We start from the raw sequence: 15,392 nt of genomic DNA on the forward strand, positions 1-15,392 counted from the left end.
GGAAATTTCGTTTTATGTTTAAGAAACAAAATTAATTACTTACAGAAAAAAGGAGACGTTATGTTTTGTAGAAGGGGAACAAATTTAAGCCATGACTATACCGGGATTTTAATTGGTATATTAGTTTTACTGATTACTGCTTGTAGCGACAATTCTACTAATAGTAATGGAGATTCATCAACCCAGGCATTAACTATTGAAGCGGAAGTCCCGGGTTATGAATTAGGAGCTCAAGACCTTTATCAAAGTGAAGATTTCGTGGATTTGATTGAGGGTTCCATTGACGAAGAGGGAACTTTAACCGTTAACTTCTTAAGTGGTGAAGCAATTGCTGAGGCTTTAAAACCACTGGCTGATGATACCGATGTTTTTGTTGGGATGTATTGCAGGGAAGAGATAATGGGGCAAGTTGATTCCAATCATCTTTTTGTAGATGTGAACCTCTTTAATTTTACCTATGGTGAAGACAATAATACGGGTGCTATTGGACTGAGTTCGAATATGACAAATCGGAATGTGTATCCTCCTCAAAGTGATACCAAAGGTGATTATCAAGTCCGATGGATTTATGCATCCCAAGAAATTACAATTTCAGAAAACTGTCAGATTGAGAGCGACAAAACCGAAGAGGTAAATGTTGAATTTACCAAAGGGTGGAATGAAGTTATTTTTGATGTCAGTGATAGAGATAACAAAAAAATGTATACCGGTAACCGTCCTTCTGGAGTGAATTGGGTTATCGGCACTTAAGTTGAATCTGATACTTTATATGCTATAACAGCTTTTGCTCATAAATGTGGTAAAATATATTTGCTGCTGGTTCTATGATATCATCCGGAAAATCGTATTCAGGATCATGAAGATTAGGGGTGTTTTCTCCGGAACCATACCCAAATTGTACGCACTTGTTGGTGGCTGTGAAGTAAGCAAAATCTTCGGACCAATTGTTTGGGTGATTCATTTCTTCAAGTTCATAATTGTTGGAATGAGCTACCTTTCTGACCATATCAGCGCAATCCGAATTGTTTACAGTAGCAGGATAGATTTCTCCATAGTCATATGAAAATTCGAGTCCGTATTCACCCGCATATTTTGTTATGATAGATTCCACCTTCTCACAAAGGAGTTCCAGGTCCGTACCTTGATAAGCTCTTAATGTAATACCCATTTCAAGATCGGAGGGAGAGACTCCAAACGAAATTTCCCCCATCCTGATATAAATCAAAGTAGATATAACATGATCCCGAAATTCCTTTTTTGACTGTGTGAGTTGCTGAACATCCTCAATAATCTGGTGGGCAGCAGGGTAAGGTGGATTCCCTTTCTCGGGTTCGGCAGCGTGAGAAGTCCGCCCTCTCAGCTTGATGGTAATTCCACAGGAAGCAGCGGCAAAACTACCATTCTTTACCAAGATTTTATGCTTAGGCTCACCCGGAATGTTGTGTAAGGCAAACATAAAATCCGGAGAGAGCTTATGAAATTCAGGCGATTCCACTACATCCTTGGCACCAAGTTCCGATTCTTCAGCGGGTTGAAATAATAGGACGGCTTTACCTTTTTTAGGCCGGTTTTCTGAAATCAATTTCCCGAGATAAGCAATGATTGCCATATGTCCATCGTGGCCACAAAGGTGAGCCACTCCATCAATAGAAGAACGATGTGCCATTTTTGGAGATTGTTCCTGAATGGGCAAAGCATCAAGTTCGCATCGGAAGACGATCGTCTCTCCGGGTTCCTCTCCTTCAAACACAAACATTTTACCGGTTCCGGCTACGGGAATTTCTTCATCAGGATCAAATTGTTGTATGAAGGCAGAAATCCGTTTTGAAGTGTCAAACTCCTTTTTCGAAAGCTCAGGGTAGCGGTGTAAAGTCTTGCGAAGGTTAATAAAATCTTTAATATCGTTCATGGTTATTTGGCGGCGGTTATCATGATTTCAACTTTAGCGTCCAATGGAATTCGGCTTACTTCAACAACAGCCCGGGCAGGTGGATTATTGGGAAAGTACTGGACATAAATATCATTAAAAGTGCTGTAGTCATCCATATCAGCCAGGTAAACTTGTGATTTGACCACATCCGACAATGTATAACCGGAAGCGATTAATATAGCTTCAATATTTTGCAAAGTCTGATGGGTTTGAGCGGTAAGATCATCACCGGCTAACTCACCTGTTTCAGGAATCAAGCCAATTTGACCCGAAAGATATAAGGTGTTGCCAACCTCCACGGCTTGGGAATAAACCCCAACGGCAGCTGGAGCATTTTCAGTATTTATGGTGGTCTTTTTTTGAATAGGACTTTCATTTTCCGAGCAGGAAAAGATAAAAACAGCAGATATAAATAAAAGTATAATTGAGTTTTTCACGGTTTTCGTAATTGGATTAGTATATAGCGTTTGAACCAGGATTTCTGCAGGATATTGCTCGATTAACAGGATTTGGTAATTCTGATAATCTTTTTCATCCTTAATAATCTTGGTTCAAATTCTATTCTTGTCTCACACCTTAGCAATTTGTTCCTTCATGGCATCAATAAACCTGCCTATTTCTTCCATGGTGGTATATACATTCGGAGTTACCCGAATACCTTTAAACTGAGCATGATTGATTGGAGTTGTGATTATTCGATAATCTCTCCAAAGCGAGCTATTCAATTCACCCGGTTCCATGCCTTTGATTTCAACAGTAGCAATTCCACAGGCGTATTTGGGATCACGACTGGTATGGAGGACTACTTTATCACCATCCACCAGTTCATCGATCCAGACATCATTTAGATATTTGAGTCGGGCTTCTTTTCTTTCTGAGCCGATACCTTCATGAAAAGTTAAAGCTTCGGCAATAGCGAGATAATTGGCAGCGGGATGAGTCCCAATTTCTTCAAATTTTCGAATGTCTTCATCTTGCGATTCCATGGCAGCCATTAATGGCCAAAGGTCTTTGATCTTATCTTTTTTCACGTAAAGCATACCGGTTCCGTGAGGGGCAAATAACCATTTATGCAGACTGGTAGTGTAATAATCACAGTCAAGATCGGAGTGATTGAAATCAAAGTGGGCATAGGCATGAGCTCCATCTACAATAACAGGGATCCCTTTTTGGCGAGCCATGTTTACTACTTTTTTTACCGGAAGAATTTGTCCCGTAAGGTTGATGATATGGCACATCAAAATCAGCTTTGTTTTTGGGGTGATGTTTTCCTCAAAAAGCCGGACAATTTCCTCATCATTTTCTGCAGGAACAGGAATACTGAATTGCTTCAGCTTAATGCCCTCGCGACGTTCTCTTTGTTTGAATGTGTTGATCATTCGGGGATAATCCTGATCGGTGGTAAGTACTTCATCGCCCGGTTCAAGATCAAAGCCAAACTGACAAATTTGGAGACTTTCGGAGGCATTACGGGTCAGGGCTATTTCTTCCGGATCTACCCCAAAGTTTCGGGCAAGTCTTTTGCGAACGCCTTCTCGCTGAGGTTCCAGAATTCTCCACATGGTGTAAACCGGAGCTTTATTGGAGTAATCGAGGTGGCGTTTCATAGCATCCTGAACAAATTCCGGGGCCGGACTAACTCCCCCATTGTTTAAATTTATGAGGCTGCGGTCAACGGTAAAAGCTTGCTGAACTTGAGACCAATAGTCTTCATTCCGTGCAATGGCAGAAGCCGAGCCTGAAAACCCCTGAAGCTCTTTTGTGATATCCCTTGCTTTAAGGGGGCTAAAAAAAGCCCCTGTGCCAAGAATTGCAGCTCCGGTTCCAATTTTTTTAAGAAAGTCTTTCCGTGATTCCATAATCCCGAGATCTAATTTAATGTGTATCGGGAATTACCCATTGCAACGGAAAAATGCAAGGCGTAAAAATTCCTTTTCTTAAACATTGATTTAGTAATATGGTGATACAATTAGTAAAATTACGTAAGATGGTTTTGAGATAACCCATCAGAACTTTACGGACTGTTTTAGAAAGCTATTGTACCAAAACTTAATTGACCGTATCAATCAACTTAGAGTGGATATTAAAATGGAATACAATAGTAGAAACGGGAACTTACCTGAGACCAGTTTCAAGAGTTATAAAATAAATTTCTTTTTTGGAATCTTATTACTAACTATTGGGCTCAATTATGGTTGCGACGGAAAAAGTTCTATCACAAACAACAACAGTGAACAAGAAAATATTTATGAACAGGAGAGCGAATGGTTAGTACCTGAGCATGAGGTTATTGATGGGGGACCGGGGAAGGACGGGATTCCACCTATTGAAGACCCAAAATATGTAACAGTTAATGAGTCGGATTATATTCCTAATGAACGCAGGGTTTTAGGCTTAAAAATGTATGGCAATGTCAGGGCTTATCCTCATCAGATTTTAGATTGGCATGAGATTGTAAATGACAAAATTGGAGGAGTTAATTTCAACCTCACGTATTGTCCACTTACCGCAACGGGAATTGCATGGATTCCAAGAGTTGGGCCCGAATTTGGAACTTCAGGGTTGATCTTTAGAAATAATTTGGTAGCCTATGATCGAAATACAGGAAGTTTATGGTCTCAAATGCGTTTGAGAGCTATTAATGGTGAAAATTTGGGGGAAAGCATGAATCCGCTTAACGTGATTGACACCAAATGGGAAACATGGAAAGCCATGTACCCTAATTCAGAAGTACTTTCAAGAAATACAGGGCACTCCAGAGATTATAACTCTTATGCGTATGGGAAAAACTTTCAGAATAGTCATGGGATCATTGTTTTTCCAATAACTCATGGAACGGACACGAGGCTAAAGGCAAAAGAAAGAGTTCATGCTGTTTTCCCAGATGATTCACTGGAAGAGAGTTCGACAGTCAGGGTTTACCAATACAGTAAATTTGGAGACGGAATAAGAGTAATATCAGATTCTATCAAAACTAATGAATACCTGATAGTTGGAAGTACTTCCCTCGATTTTGTTGTAGCCTATAAGATCCAGTCAGAAAGTACTAAAGAGTTAAAATTTGAACCGGTCCAAAATGAATTGCCTATAATCCTCAAAGATAATGAAGGAAATAAATGGGATGTTTTTGGTGAAGCAGTTGAGGGACCCCTTAAAGGGGTAAGGCTAAAACCCGCAAGATCATATTCAGGATATTGGTATGCATTCAGGGATATGTTTGATCGCCCCGAGATTTACCAATTTGGTGAATAGTCGGGATGCTCTAAATAAAAAACCTCGTCCAGTAAGTGAACGAGGGTAATTATATAATTTAGTTTATGATCGGAAGCTAATTAAGCCTCAGAAGCTTTTTCCTTCTTTTTTGCAGTCTCAATAGACTCTAACAAATCTTCGGCTTCTTTAATAAGTCCTTCAGCTTTTTCTTTGGCTTCTAAAACTACTTTATCGCCTTTTTCTTTGGCTTCAGAAACCAAAATTTCCTTTTCTGCCCGTAACTCGTCGATAAGATCATTGAGCTCATCGTAATAGTTACTCAATTGATATGACAAACGATCGCGGGTATTTTTTCCCGTGTCGGGTGCATAAAGTAAAGCGATAGCTGCACCAACAAGTGCTCCTGAAATAATTCCTGATAAAAAATCTGATGATCTACTCATAATGTTTTCTCCTTTTCTTATTTAAATGAAGTATAGTCAGAACACGTTCCAAAATCCAAGTGATGTAGAATAAAAAATGAGTCACAGAAAATAATTTGCAAAAAAAAAATAATTTAATTCGCTTAAACAATAACAAATAGATACTTAAAATGGATTTTAAAAAACAATTAAGTAAAAAAATATTCAGTGTATTAATTTTAACCATATTGATGGCCGTGAACATAAAGGTAGGTCTAAACTTTGATTCCGAAAAAGCCACTCTAATGGAAAGCATCGAGCTTAGTCTAGATACAAATGAAGTGACCGCACAGTCTCCCTGTGCTCAGCGGCAGTGTTATTCATCTGGGTTAGAGGATTGTGCTGGTACTGGATGTATAAATAAGCGGAGATGTGGAGGTTTATCCTGTGACTGTAGCTTTGACTGGGTTAAATATACTGGAAGTCATACCACAGGAAAATGTAATTATCCGCAGGAATGAGGTTAATTATCTTTAGAAAACAGCTCTAATTTTTAATTATTAGTTAAGGGTCTTATGAAGCAAACGACTCAGAGACGATCCGCTTTGACTCGTTTGCTTCATAAGACCCTTATTTTATAAAGAATACTCAGAATATGTGGATGTATTCGTTATTGGTGATAATAAAGATTTCTTGAGCCAGTATGAGGCTGAATTCCCAACAGTACTTCTTGAAACTAATTCTATTATAACGGAACCTGAAATGGATCATCTTAACCCATATGCTTATCTAGTAGATTCCAAGGGTAATATTCAAAACATGTATTATGCAGAGGTTGGTAACGAAAAGAAAAGCAACCTCTTTTACAAAAGAATGAGTGATTTTATTGAGACTATCAATAATTAGTATTGTCGAATATCAATGAAAAAATTATGCTTTTCCTACCTACAGGAAGACAAACTGTTTGAGTACAAATTAGATGATGTTTTAGCATAATTTACTAAGCTTTCACCGTTTCCCCTCTTTGCCTGCTAAACAACTCCTTAAACCACTCAATCGTCATACTTAGTGAAACGGAAAGTACCGGGGTAATGAACAAGGTCAGGATAGAACCAAACATCAACCCGCCAATAACCGATTTAGCCAATGGAGACCAGGTTTCTGCACCGGAGCCAAGTTCGAGTGAAAGCGGAATCATGGAGCAAATTGTGGTGATTGCGGTTAACAAAATAGGACGCATTCTTCGCCGGCAGGCTTCCAGTATTTCATGTAAGAGTTTAGAGTCCTTAATGGTTGGCTTTTCCTTCCAGAAAAAGACGGGAATAAACAAGTTTTTCCAGCTTACTGATTTACGGTTCAGCATATCATAATCCATTCCCTTGGTGTAAAGGTGCATATAATCCACCAACACAATTCCGTTGTTCACGATAATACCAACCAACATGAAAATTCCGATTTGAGCAGTAGTTGTCAGAGGGTCACCAATTAGGAACAAGAATGCTATGGCACCAAACATGGCTAATGGAATACAGAGCCAGATCACAAAAGGATCACGGAAGTTTTCGAAGAGGGATGCCATGATCATGAACATCAAAATCAGTGCAGCAAGCAAGGCAAAACCAAACTCTGCAAATCCCTCTTGGGTTTCGGCAGTTCCGCCGGTAAATTCATAGCGGTAACCATCGGGTAACACAATTTCAGACTCGATGAAATTTCTGATCTGTTCTTCATACTCTAAGGCATTACCCTGAATCTGGATATTTACATCTAATACGGTCTCACGGTCTCTTCGCTGAAAGGAATCAACGCCACGTACCGGAACAAACTCTCCAACGGCCTGAACCGGAACCCGTTGGCCTTCATACTCAAACACTTCAAGATCAAAAAGATCTTCGCGGCTGGTAAGGGCTTCTTTCTGTGTGCGAACCTCAATGGGAATTTCACGTCCTTCGTTGATAAAATAACCGGCGTTGTTGCCCAATGTTTGTGTTCGTAAAGCTCCTGCCACGGTATTTAAATTCGTGCCCATGCGTGCCAGTCGTTCCCGGTCGGCGATGAAGTGTAATTCCGGAGTAGGGTCCGTTCTACCGTTATCGACATCAATGACGGTAGGGTCTTCCATTAAATTCGCTTCAATTTGTGCTGAAATAGCCAAAAGTTGCTCTATCTCAGGACCTATGAGGCTAAGTCGAATGGCGTTGCCACCGGAATCCCAACCGCGACCAAAACTTAAGCCACCGCCTTCAACCCGAACTCTTACATCAACACCCGGAGCGGTAAGATCTTCCCGAAGTTGGGCAGCAAATTGTGTACTGGTGACTTCCCGCTCTGTCTCAGGAACCAATGTTAGGCTAATTTCACCCCGGTTACTGGAAGTACTCCAGCGGCTTCGGCCAATATTGGTAATCATGGTTTCAACTTCCGGCATGTCTTCAACCCTTCGGCTAAAATCATCCAATACATCGGCGGTTTTGATGAGTTGACTTCCCTCTGGTAAACTAATCGTTACATCAATTTGTCCGGAATCGGCTTCCGGGAATCCCTCTTTTGGGATGCCGGTGTACAGAAGTACAGTAGCAACCGCAATAACTACCATAGCCGTAAGTGGAATCCATTTGTGCATGAAGAACCAGCTTAAAACTTTGGTGTATCCTTTTTCCAGTTTGGCTATACCCCGGAAAGCGAGATTCTTGGTGTTAAATTGTTTTGAATCAAGCGTGAGTAAAGAGATAACGGGAACCAAAATCACGGAAGAGAGGAAGGAAAACCCAATGGAGAAACAGATGGCGTATGCAAATTCTCTGAAGAATGCCCCTTGGGTTCCTGAGATCAAAATAATGGGAATGAATACACCTAAAGTAGTCAGGGTTGAACCGAGGAGGGCACCGATTACTTCGTTGGTGCCTTTGAGGGCGGCATCAAATCGGGAGAGTCCTTCTTCCAGTTTTCGGGCAATACTTTCGGTTACTACAATGGAGTTATCTACCAACAGCCCGATGGCCAAGGCCAGTGCAGAAATGGTGAGGATATTGAGTGTTAAATCGGCTGCATACATAGCTGCAAAAGTAGCCGCTATGGAGACAGGAATCGTAGAGGCTACAACAAGAGAGATTCTCCACCCACCCATAAAAATCAAAATGACTAAAATAACAACAACAAGTGCAGCTAAAGCAGATTGGGAAAGATTATTGATAGAGTCTTCAATGGTTTTACCTTCATCGGAAAGGACCCTTAAGGTTACGCCGGGCGGTAAAATTTCATTGATTTCGGGGACCATTTCTTTTACGGCGTTTACCACATCGAGGGTGTTGGCATCGGAGTTTTTCTGAACTTCGACTGATACACTGTTTTTGCCGTTCACTTTTACGAGACTGGTGACATCTGTAAAGCCATCGCTTACATCAGCTACATCTTTCACCCGAATTGGAATCTCATTCTCAGACATCTGAATGATCGTATTCCTAATTTGGTCTACGGATTCGTAGGTTGATTCAGCGCGGATACTGTAATTAGTTCGGTCGGAAACTACATTACCAATGGGCAACTGCACGTTGTTTGAACGAAGAGCATTTTCAATATCCGAGGGAACGAGGTTGTGTTGCGCCAGCGACATCGGGGAGACATCCACATAAATACGTCGTTCAAGTCCGCCTTGGGTTTCGGCTGAAGCAAGTCCTTCAATACGTTCCAGTCGCGTTTCTACAAGTTCAAGGCCAATATTTCGAAGTTCATCCAGTCCGCGATTATCTGCATCGATACTAAGTCGCATAATGGGCCTGTTTTCGGGATCGAATTGGAAAATAACGGGCTCTTGGGCTTGCTGGGGGAGTTCACCCCTAACCTGATCTAAGGCTTTTCTGACTTTTAGTTCCGTTTTTCGAATATCGGAACCTTCTCTAAGGCGGAGAATAATAAAAGCACTTCCCCGGTTTACCCGCGCTTCCAATGACTCTATACCTTCAATAGCGGATAGCGCTCCTTCAATCGGATTAACAATTATGCGGTTGATATCCTCCGGGGCTACATTGTTATACCCGGTAGATACTGCCAATACCGGAATATTGAAGGAGGGATATAGCGTAACTTTTAAGTTACCTAATGAAAATACACCGAAACCGATCACGATTAACGTCATCATGATGACGGTGATGGGTCGTTTTAAAATGCTGCCTGCTACTGAGAATTTTTTCATGCCAGGGCCTCTTTTGGTTTAGCTAAAGGATCTTCTTTGTGAACCGCATCAAAACCAAACTTTTCAACGAGTCCGTTAATGATGTTATAAAAACAGGGTACTACAAAAAGCATCAATAAGGTACTCATGGTCAAACCACCGATTACGGTTCGTGCCATAGGGCTCCAGGTTTCTGAACCGGCGCCAAGTTCAAGTGCCAGCGGCACCATCGACAAAATAGTGGTAAATGCGGTCATAAGAATAGGACGTAAACGTCTTGTTGCTCCATCAACAATTGCTTTTTCACGAACGATTCCACGAGCCTGTAAAATTTTGATATAATCGATCATAACAATCCCGTTGTTCACAACAATACCGGTAAGCAGAATCAAGCCCACCATGGATGTCACACTAATGGAGGTACCGGTGATCCATAAAATGATCAATACACCGGAAAGTGCAAGCGGAATAGTTAAAATGATAATGAAGGGTTCTACCAAGCTTTCAAACTGTGAAGCCATCACCATATAGGTTAGAATACCCGCAATCATAAATGCGATCATCAGGAAGCCAAATGATTCAGCTTGTTCTTCTGCCGTTCCTGAAATTTCATATCGATATTCATCGGGCCAGTTTACCTGATCCAGGGTAGAGCGAGCTCGTTCGGATGCTGCAGCGAGATCAATGCCATCTAATTCTGCTGTTACTTCAGTCACACGTTCCTGATCAATTCGTAAAACATTGGTAGGACCTGTATAGCGTTCAATACGGGCAAGGTTTTTAAGGGGCATCCAGTCACCGGCCGGTGTCTGAACCTGAATGTTAGATAGATCAACTGACTGGGCCTTGTCTTTGGGGGCAAGTTCAACCACCACTTCATATTCAACACCCTGATCTACAAAAGCAGTAGCAACGTTTCCTTTCACTGCATTACTTACGGCACTGGCAACCTGGTTGGTGGTCATGCCTACTCTTGAAATCCGTTCCCGATCCATGATGAGTCGCAACTCAGGCCTTCCCTGATCGGAAGAGCTGAATACGTTATTTATCCCTTCAATATCTAACAGGCGGTTTTTAACGCCGTTAGCTAATTCTTTTTTAGTGCCGGGGTCATACCCAAAAATCTGGACTATCAGACCATTTTCGCCATCCGGACTCAAGGGGTCAATGATGATTTCCTGAATTTCTACACCCGGAACAATTTGAAGATCACGGAGCAGGGAAGCCGTAATCTCAGATTGAGAGCGTTGACGTTCACTTTGCCCAACCAATTCAACCCGAACTGTTCCGGTAAATCCACCGGGATCATCAGCACCTTCAATGCCTTCTTTGTCGCCATAATCGGAAACAATAAGACGGGCCTCCGGAACTTCCTGTTGCACTATAGATTCAACCTGAGCCATTGAACGCTCGAGCTCAAATAAATTAACACCGGGTTCACGCTGAACTTCTAATACAAAAGCATTTTCATCGACCCTTGGGAAAAATTCGCCGCCAATCACATAAAAAAGCGGAATAGTAGCTCCGAAAAAGAGAAAGGCGATAAGGACAATGAGTCCACTTTTGCCAATCACTCTTTGAAGCTGTGATTTATAGGTGGCTTCAAGTTTATCCAAAAGGCCACCGAAGAAATTGGCGATTTTGTTGTCGGCACTGATGTTTTGGACGGTGTCCTTGTAAAACTGGGAAGCCATTAGCGGAATGAGAGTCAGTGCTACCAAGGTAGATACAACCAGTGAAAATGATATAGTCAGAGCAAGGTCCCTGAATAAAAATCCGGCAATTCCGGGTACAAACAGAATTGGTAAAAATACTACTAAGGTGGTGAGGGTTGAGACAATAATCGGAACGGCCACCTCTTTAGCTCCATCTACAGAAGCTTCATCTCTGCTGGCACCTTCTTCTCTAAACTTGAAAATATTTTCGAGCACCACCACTGCATTATCAACTACCAAACCCACAGCAAGCGTCAACCCTGAAAGTGAGATTATGTTCAAACTTAAATCGGCTATATCCATTACCATGAACGTAGTGACGATAGAAACAGGTATAGATATGGCAATAATGGTTGCTGATCGTCCGCTCCTCAAGAAAGCCAAAAGAATCAAAACCACAAGAAATATTGCCTGAATACCAGTCCATAACAAGTTGCTTATGGACTGCTCAATAAAATCTGCTTTGTTAGTAAGTACGCTCACTTCAACATCTGAAGGCAAGCTGTTTTTAATTTGGTCAAGTCCGTCAACAACAGAATTCGCAGCTGTAACTACATTAGCATCACTTTGCCTGTATACATTTACTACAATTCCATCTTCGCCATTCACTCGAACATTTCCGATGGGTTGCTGTATGCCGTCATCCACATCAGCCACATCTTTAAGTAGTAAAGGCTGTCCCTCTCTTACCGTAATAATGGTATTTCGAATTTGGTCTACATTTTGAAATTCACCGATGGTACGTAGCGAATAATTGGTGTTACCCTCAACGAGTTGTCCGGCCGGTATCTGGATATTTTCTTGCTGAAGTTTCTGCGCGATCTCAGATATAGATAGATCATAGAGACGCATGCGCTCATTGTCTATGCGGACGTTAATTTGACGCTCAAGCCCTCCGGAGGTTTCTGCGGACGCAATACCATTAATCCGTTCAATGCGCTGCTCTAAGACCTGTTTTGAGTATGTGCGAAGTTCCCGCGAGCTTCTGGCATTGGAGGTAACTGTGAGAACTACGATAGGCTCTTGGTTCGGATCATAAGAAAATACGAGAGGCGTTTCAGCATCATCGGGAATAGATCGCTCCACGAACCCTAATTCTTTTCGGACATCATTTTCAGCCTGGTAAAGATCGGTTCCCCATTCAAAATTAAGTTTTACTACCGAAGCCCCCTGACTTGAAAGCGAACGAACCCTGCGAATACCGCTTATACTTCCAACAGATTCCTCAATAGGTCGGGTTACAAGGGTTTCGATATCTTCCGGTGCAACACCTTCATAGCTGGTATAAACAGTGATGGTAGGAAAGGAAACATCAGGATACAGGTTCAGCCTTAAATTCTGGAGGCCATATAAACCAAAGCCCAGCAGAATCAGGGTACTCATTAAAAATGTTATTGGACGGTCAACCGCCAGTTTGGATAAAGATCCCATTATATATCCTTAGTTTGAAGTTGAATCAGCAGTTTCAGCTTGTTGCTCACGCAGTTCCCTTAAATAAGCCATTCGCTCTTCGCGAGACATTCCTTGCATTGCTTCGCGTGCTTCAGCTCGTTCTTCTTCACTCATATTTGCTAATGGATTTTGCTGCCCGGTTCTGGATGTGTTTTGGTTGGCTTGTCCATCAATCTGCCGTTCTTGTGGAAGCTGGAAACGATCTCCGGTTGCTACCGATATCCGTGAACCATCCTCAAGACCACTTTGTCCGGTTACAATAATTTTGTCGCTGGGTAACAGTCCCGATAGAACTTCAATATTTTCGCCTTGCTCAATTCCAAGTTCCAGTTCTCTTCTCTCAGCTACCGAATCACCTCTTGATACAAATACAGAGTACGTTCTTTCAAGATCAATGGTATTTGTTTCCGGGTTGATTACCGTTTCAACTTGTTCTACCAAAGCACTTCGGAGCACAATCATGGCTTGTTCTTTCGTGGTAATATTGATCACATTTTCGACCAATACACCGGGATAGATATCATTTCCGGTTTGGGTAAGTGTGATTACAACTTCTCCCAATCCGGTAGTTTCATCCAGTTGCGGGCTTTTTCGCGATACAACTCCCCGGGCGCTTACATCACTTTCGTTAGATACCCGAAGTGCTACTTCATGGCCGATTTCGACATCTCTCCAATCCTGAGAGGGTAAATAAATGCGAGACTCGTATCCGCCGGTGCTGGCAATCTGGAATAGTTCAGTTCCGGTAGAGGCCAGGTCTCCTTCTTCAAGAGCTCTCAGTGTTATAACTCCATCAACAGGTGCTTTTACTTCTGTATTATTAAAATCTTCAAGTGCCTGTGTAAGCTGCGAACGAGCAGACTCAAGCTGGGCTAAAGAATTTTGATAAGAAGCCTGGGCAATATCTAATTCAGATTCGCTGGTAAGGTCTTGTTCCATCAATTCTTGTTGTCGAGCATACTCTGCACTGTCGCGACGGACAGCTATGCGGCTTTGTTGTACTTGGGAACGAGCCTGGGCAAGTTGGTCTCTGAATGTGTTATCACGAATTTTTGCGAGCACCTGTTCTTGGCTAACCGTATCTCCTAAATCAACATACATCTCCACAATTCGATTGCTTACCTGGGGAACTACCGAAATTACATTCTGGGCTTTCACATTACCATAGGAGCGGACCTGTTCAGAAATTGTTCCAATTTGAATATCACTGGTTTCAACGCTGGTAGTTCGTTGCCCCATATTCCCTGCAAACATGGAAAAGTCGGAACCACCGCCGGAATCACTTTCTCCCCCGCAGCTAATGATGAATACACTAATAAAGGAGAACAAAAAAATTGTCTTTTTCACTTGATCTTAATTTTATGTTAGTTCTAAAATATTTTACTCTATTGTAATACATATAAGTTCAGCAGAAAGTTTTGTTTTACAAGGGCAAATTTTGTAAAAAAAAGAAATTATATGTTTCGAAATGCAATGAATGAGAGTAAATGAATAGTTATCTTTACCTTTGATGCTAATCAACCAATAAACTTTCGCCCACACATGAAATTTTTTATAGACACAGCCGACTTAAACGAAATTGAAGAAGCCCACGATTTAGGAGTGCTTGATGGGGTAACTACCAACCCCAGTCTTTGCGCTAAAATTGGAGTAAAAGATTTTGAGGGACATATTGCTAAAATTTGTGATATGGTAGAAGGTGATGTTTCTGCCGAGGTAGTTTCTACAGAATACGAAGACATCATTAAAGAAGGTCGCGAAATCGCTGCAATTGCAGATAACGTAGTGGTGAAAGTACCTTTGATTAAAGATGGTATTAAAGCTATTAAGACTTTTTCTGAAGAGGGAATCAAAACCAACTGTACTTTATGTTTTTCTCCAACGCAGGCGCTAATTGCTGCTAAAGCGGGAGCAACGTACATATCGCCGTTCTTGGGAAGGTTAGATGATATTTCCACCGAGGGCATGCAGCTGATTCGTGATATCGTTCAGATATATGACAATTACGGATATGAAACCGAAGTACTGGCGGCAAGTATCCGTCACCCCATGCACTTGCTCGAATGTGCTAAAGAAGGAGCAGATGTTGCAACAATGCCGCTTAAAGTTATTAAGAGCTTATTGAAGCATCCGCTAACTGATATCGGACTGGAGCGTTTTCTCTCTGACTGGGATGACCTTCAAAAGAGCTTGAATAGCTAATTTAGGTGAGTTCGATATAAAATTAGCTGTTAGATAATTTGATGACAACTACTTGTTAGTTTTCCAAATAATTCGGTAAAGTCCTCCCTTGCCTGTCCCGTACACATGTGTCGGGGAGGGAGGTGCCGGACTGAGCGCATGCGGAGTCTGGCGGAGGGTGTTGGTGCTAAGGGCAATACTTCTTTTACTATCCTATTATCCCTATTAGCTTTGATTCTGAGTTGTATCAAATTACACTTTCCTTGGCACCAACACCCCTCATCCCGAATACTCGGGAGAACAACTGACCGATTTATCTACCCTCCCCG

At 41.7% G+C, this 15,392-nt stretch carries 11 protein-coding genes; 4 read left to right on the forward strand and 7 right to left on the reverse strand.

Annotated elements, in window-relative coordinates:
* Positions 1 to 60 precede the first annotated feature (60 nt).
* Positions 61 to 750, forward strand: a complete 690-nt coding sequence (locus tag RI561_RS09205; RefSeq protein ID WP_395079940.1) for a hypothetical protein — start codon at positions 61 to 63, stop codon at positions 748 to 750.
* A gap of 22 nt (positions 751 to 772) precedes the next feature.
* Here RI561_RS09205 and RI561_RS09210 read toward each other — a convergent pair whose 3' ends face one another.
* The 3 genes from RI561_RS09210 to RI561_RS09220 all read right to left on the reverse strand — a co-directional run bounded on the left by RI561_RS09210 (position 773) and on the right by RI561_RS09220 (position 3,789).
* Positions 773 to 1,909 carry an amidohydrolase gene (locus tag RI561_RS09210; RefSeq protein ID WP_395079941.1) on the reverse strand — a complete coding sequence of 379 codons (1,137 nt, stop codon included), beginning with the start codon at positions 1,907 to 1,909 and terminating at the stop codon, positions 773 to 775.
* 2 nt (positions 1,910 to 1,911) lie between these two features.
* Positions 1,912 to 2,367, reverse strand: coding sequence for a Rid family detoxifying hydrolase (locus RI561_RS09215; RefSeq protein WP_395079942.1), 456 nt, complete (start codon positions 2,365 to 2,367; stop codon positions 1,912 to 1,914).
* A gap of 132 nt (positions 2,368 to 2,499) precedes the next feature.
* Positions 2,500 to 3,789: an aminotransferase class V-fold PLP-dependent enzyme gene (locus RI561_RS09220; RefSeq protein WP_395079943.1), complete on the reverse strand. Its 1,290-nt coding sequence runs from the start codon at positions 3,787 to 3,789 to the stop codon at positions 2,500 to 2,502.
* 229 nt (positions 3,790 to 4,018) lie between these two features.
* Here RI561_RS09220 and RI561_RS09225 point away from each other — a divergent pair, with 229 nt between their 5' ends.
* Positions 4,019 to 5,182 carry a DUF3179 domain-containing protein gene (locus RI561_RS09225; protein WP_395079944.1) on the forward strand — a complete coding sequence of 388 codons (1,164 nt, stop codon included), beginning with the start codon at positions 4,019 to 4,021 and terminating at the stop codon, positions 5,180 to 5,182.
* Between the two features lie 80 nt (positions 5,183 to 5,262).
* On the opposite strand, the gene RI561_RS09230 is transcribed toward RI561_RS09225, so the two are convergent.
* Positions 5,263 to 5,586: a YtxH domain-containing protein gene (locus tag RI561_RS09230; RefSeq protein WP_395079945.1), complete on the reverse strand. Its 324-nt coding sequence runs from the start codon at positions 5,584 to 5,586 to the stop codon at positions 5,263 to 5,265.
* Between the two features lie 615 nt (positions 5,587 to 6,201).
* On the opposite strand from RI561_RS09230, the gene RI561_RS09235 reads away from it, so the two are divergent.
* On the forward strand, positions 6,202 to 6,450 hold the full coding sequence (locus RI561_RS09235) for a hypothetical protein (RefSeq protein WP_395079946.1): 249 nt from the start codon (positions 6,202 to 6,204) through the stop codon (positions 6,448 to 6,450).
* 94 nt (positions 6,451 to 6,544) lie between these two features.
* Here RI561_RS09235 and RI561_RS09240 read toward each other — a convergent pair whose 3' ends face one another.
* Genes RI561_RS09240 through RI561_RS09250 form a run of 3 tightly spaced genes read right to left on the reverse strand, consistent with a single transcriptional unit; the run spans position 6,545 to position 14,229 of the window.
* Entirely contained in the window at positions 6,545 to 9,736 is a 3,192-nt protein-coding gene (locus RI561_RS09240) for an efflux RND transporter permease subunit (protein ID WP_395079947.1), read from the reverse strand.
* A complete protein-coding gene (locus tag RI561_RS09245) occupies positions 9,733 to 12,861 on the reverse strand; it encodes an efflux RND transporter permease subunit (RefSeq protein ID WP_395079948.1) in 3,129 nt (1,042 codons plus the stop codon). Before RI561_RS09245 ends, RI561_RS09240 begins: the two co-directional genes overlap by 4 nt.
* A gap of 9 nt (positions 12,862 to 12,870) precedes the next feature.
* Positions 12,871 to 14,229 (reverse strand): efflux RND transporter periplasmic adaptor subunit, encoded by a 1,359-nt coding sequence (locus tag RI561_RS09250; protein ID WP_395079949.1) that lies wholly within the window; start codon positions 14,227 to 14,229, stop codon positions 12,871 to 12,873.
* 195 nt (positions 14,230 to 14,424) lie between these two features.
* Between RI561_RS09250 and fsa the strand changes: the two genes are divergently transcribed.
* Positions 14,425 to 15,084, forward strand: a complete 660-nt coding sequence (gene fsa, locus RI561_RS09255) for a fructose-6-phosphate aldolase (RefSeq protein WP_395079950.1) — start codon at positions 14,425 to 14,427, stop codon at positions 15,082 to 15,084.
* The last annotated feature ends 308 nt before the right edge of the window (positions 15,085 to 15,392 follow it).

The sequence above is a fragment of the Gracilimonas sp. genome (assembly GCF_031581265.1).
Lineage (GTDB): Bacteria > Bacteroidota > Rhodothermia > Balneolales > Balneolaceae > Gracilimonas.

Bases quoted from the DNA above. Each gene is read 5' to 3' on its own strand.
- RI561_RS09205 (WP_395079940.1), top strand. From the start codon at position 61: ATGTTTTGTAGAAGGGGAACAAATTTAAGCCATGACTATACCGGGATT.
- RI561_RS09210 (WP_395079941.1), bottom strand. From the start codon at position 1,909: ATGAACGATATTAAAGATTTTATTAACCTTCGCAAGACTTTACACCGC.
- RI561_RS09220 (WP_395079943.1), bottom strand. From the start codon at position 3,789: ATGGAATCACGGAAAGACTTTCTTAAAAAAATTGGAACCGGAGCTGCA.
- RI561_RS09225 (WP_395079944.1), top strand. From the start codon at position 4,019: ATGGAATACAATAGTAGAAACGGGAACTTACCTGAGACCAGTTTCAAG.
- RI561_RS09230 (WP_395079945.1), bottom strand. From the start codon at position 5,586: ATGAGTAGATCATCAGATTTTTTATCAGGAATTATTTCAGGAGCACTT.
- RI561_RS09240 (WP_395079947.1), bottom strand. From the start codon at position 9,736: ATGAAAAAATTCTCAGTAGCAGGCAGCATTTTAAAACGACCCATCACC.
- RI561_RS09245 (WP_395079948.1), bottom strand. From the start codon at position 12,861: ATGGGATCTTTATCCAAACTGGCGGTTGACCGTCCAATAACATTTTTA.
- fsa (WP_395079950.1), top strand. From the start codon at position 14,425: ATGAAATTTTTTATAGACACAGCCGACTTAAACGAAATTGAAGAAGCC.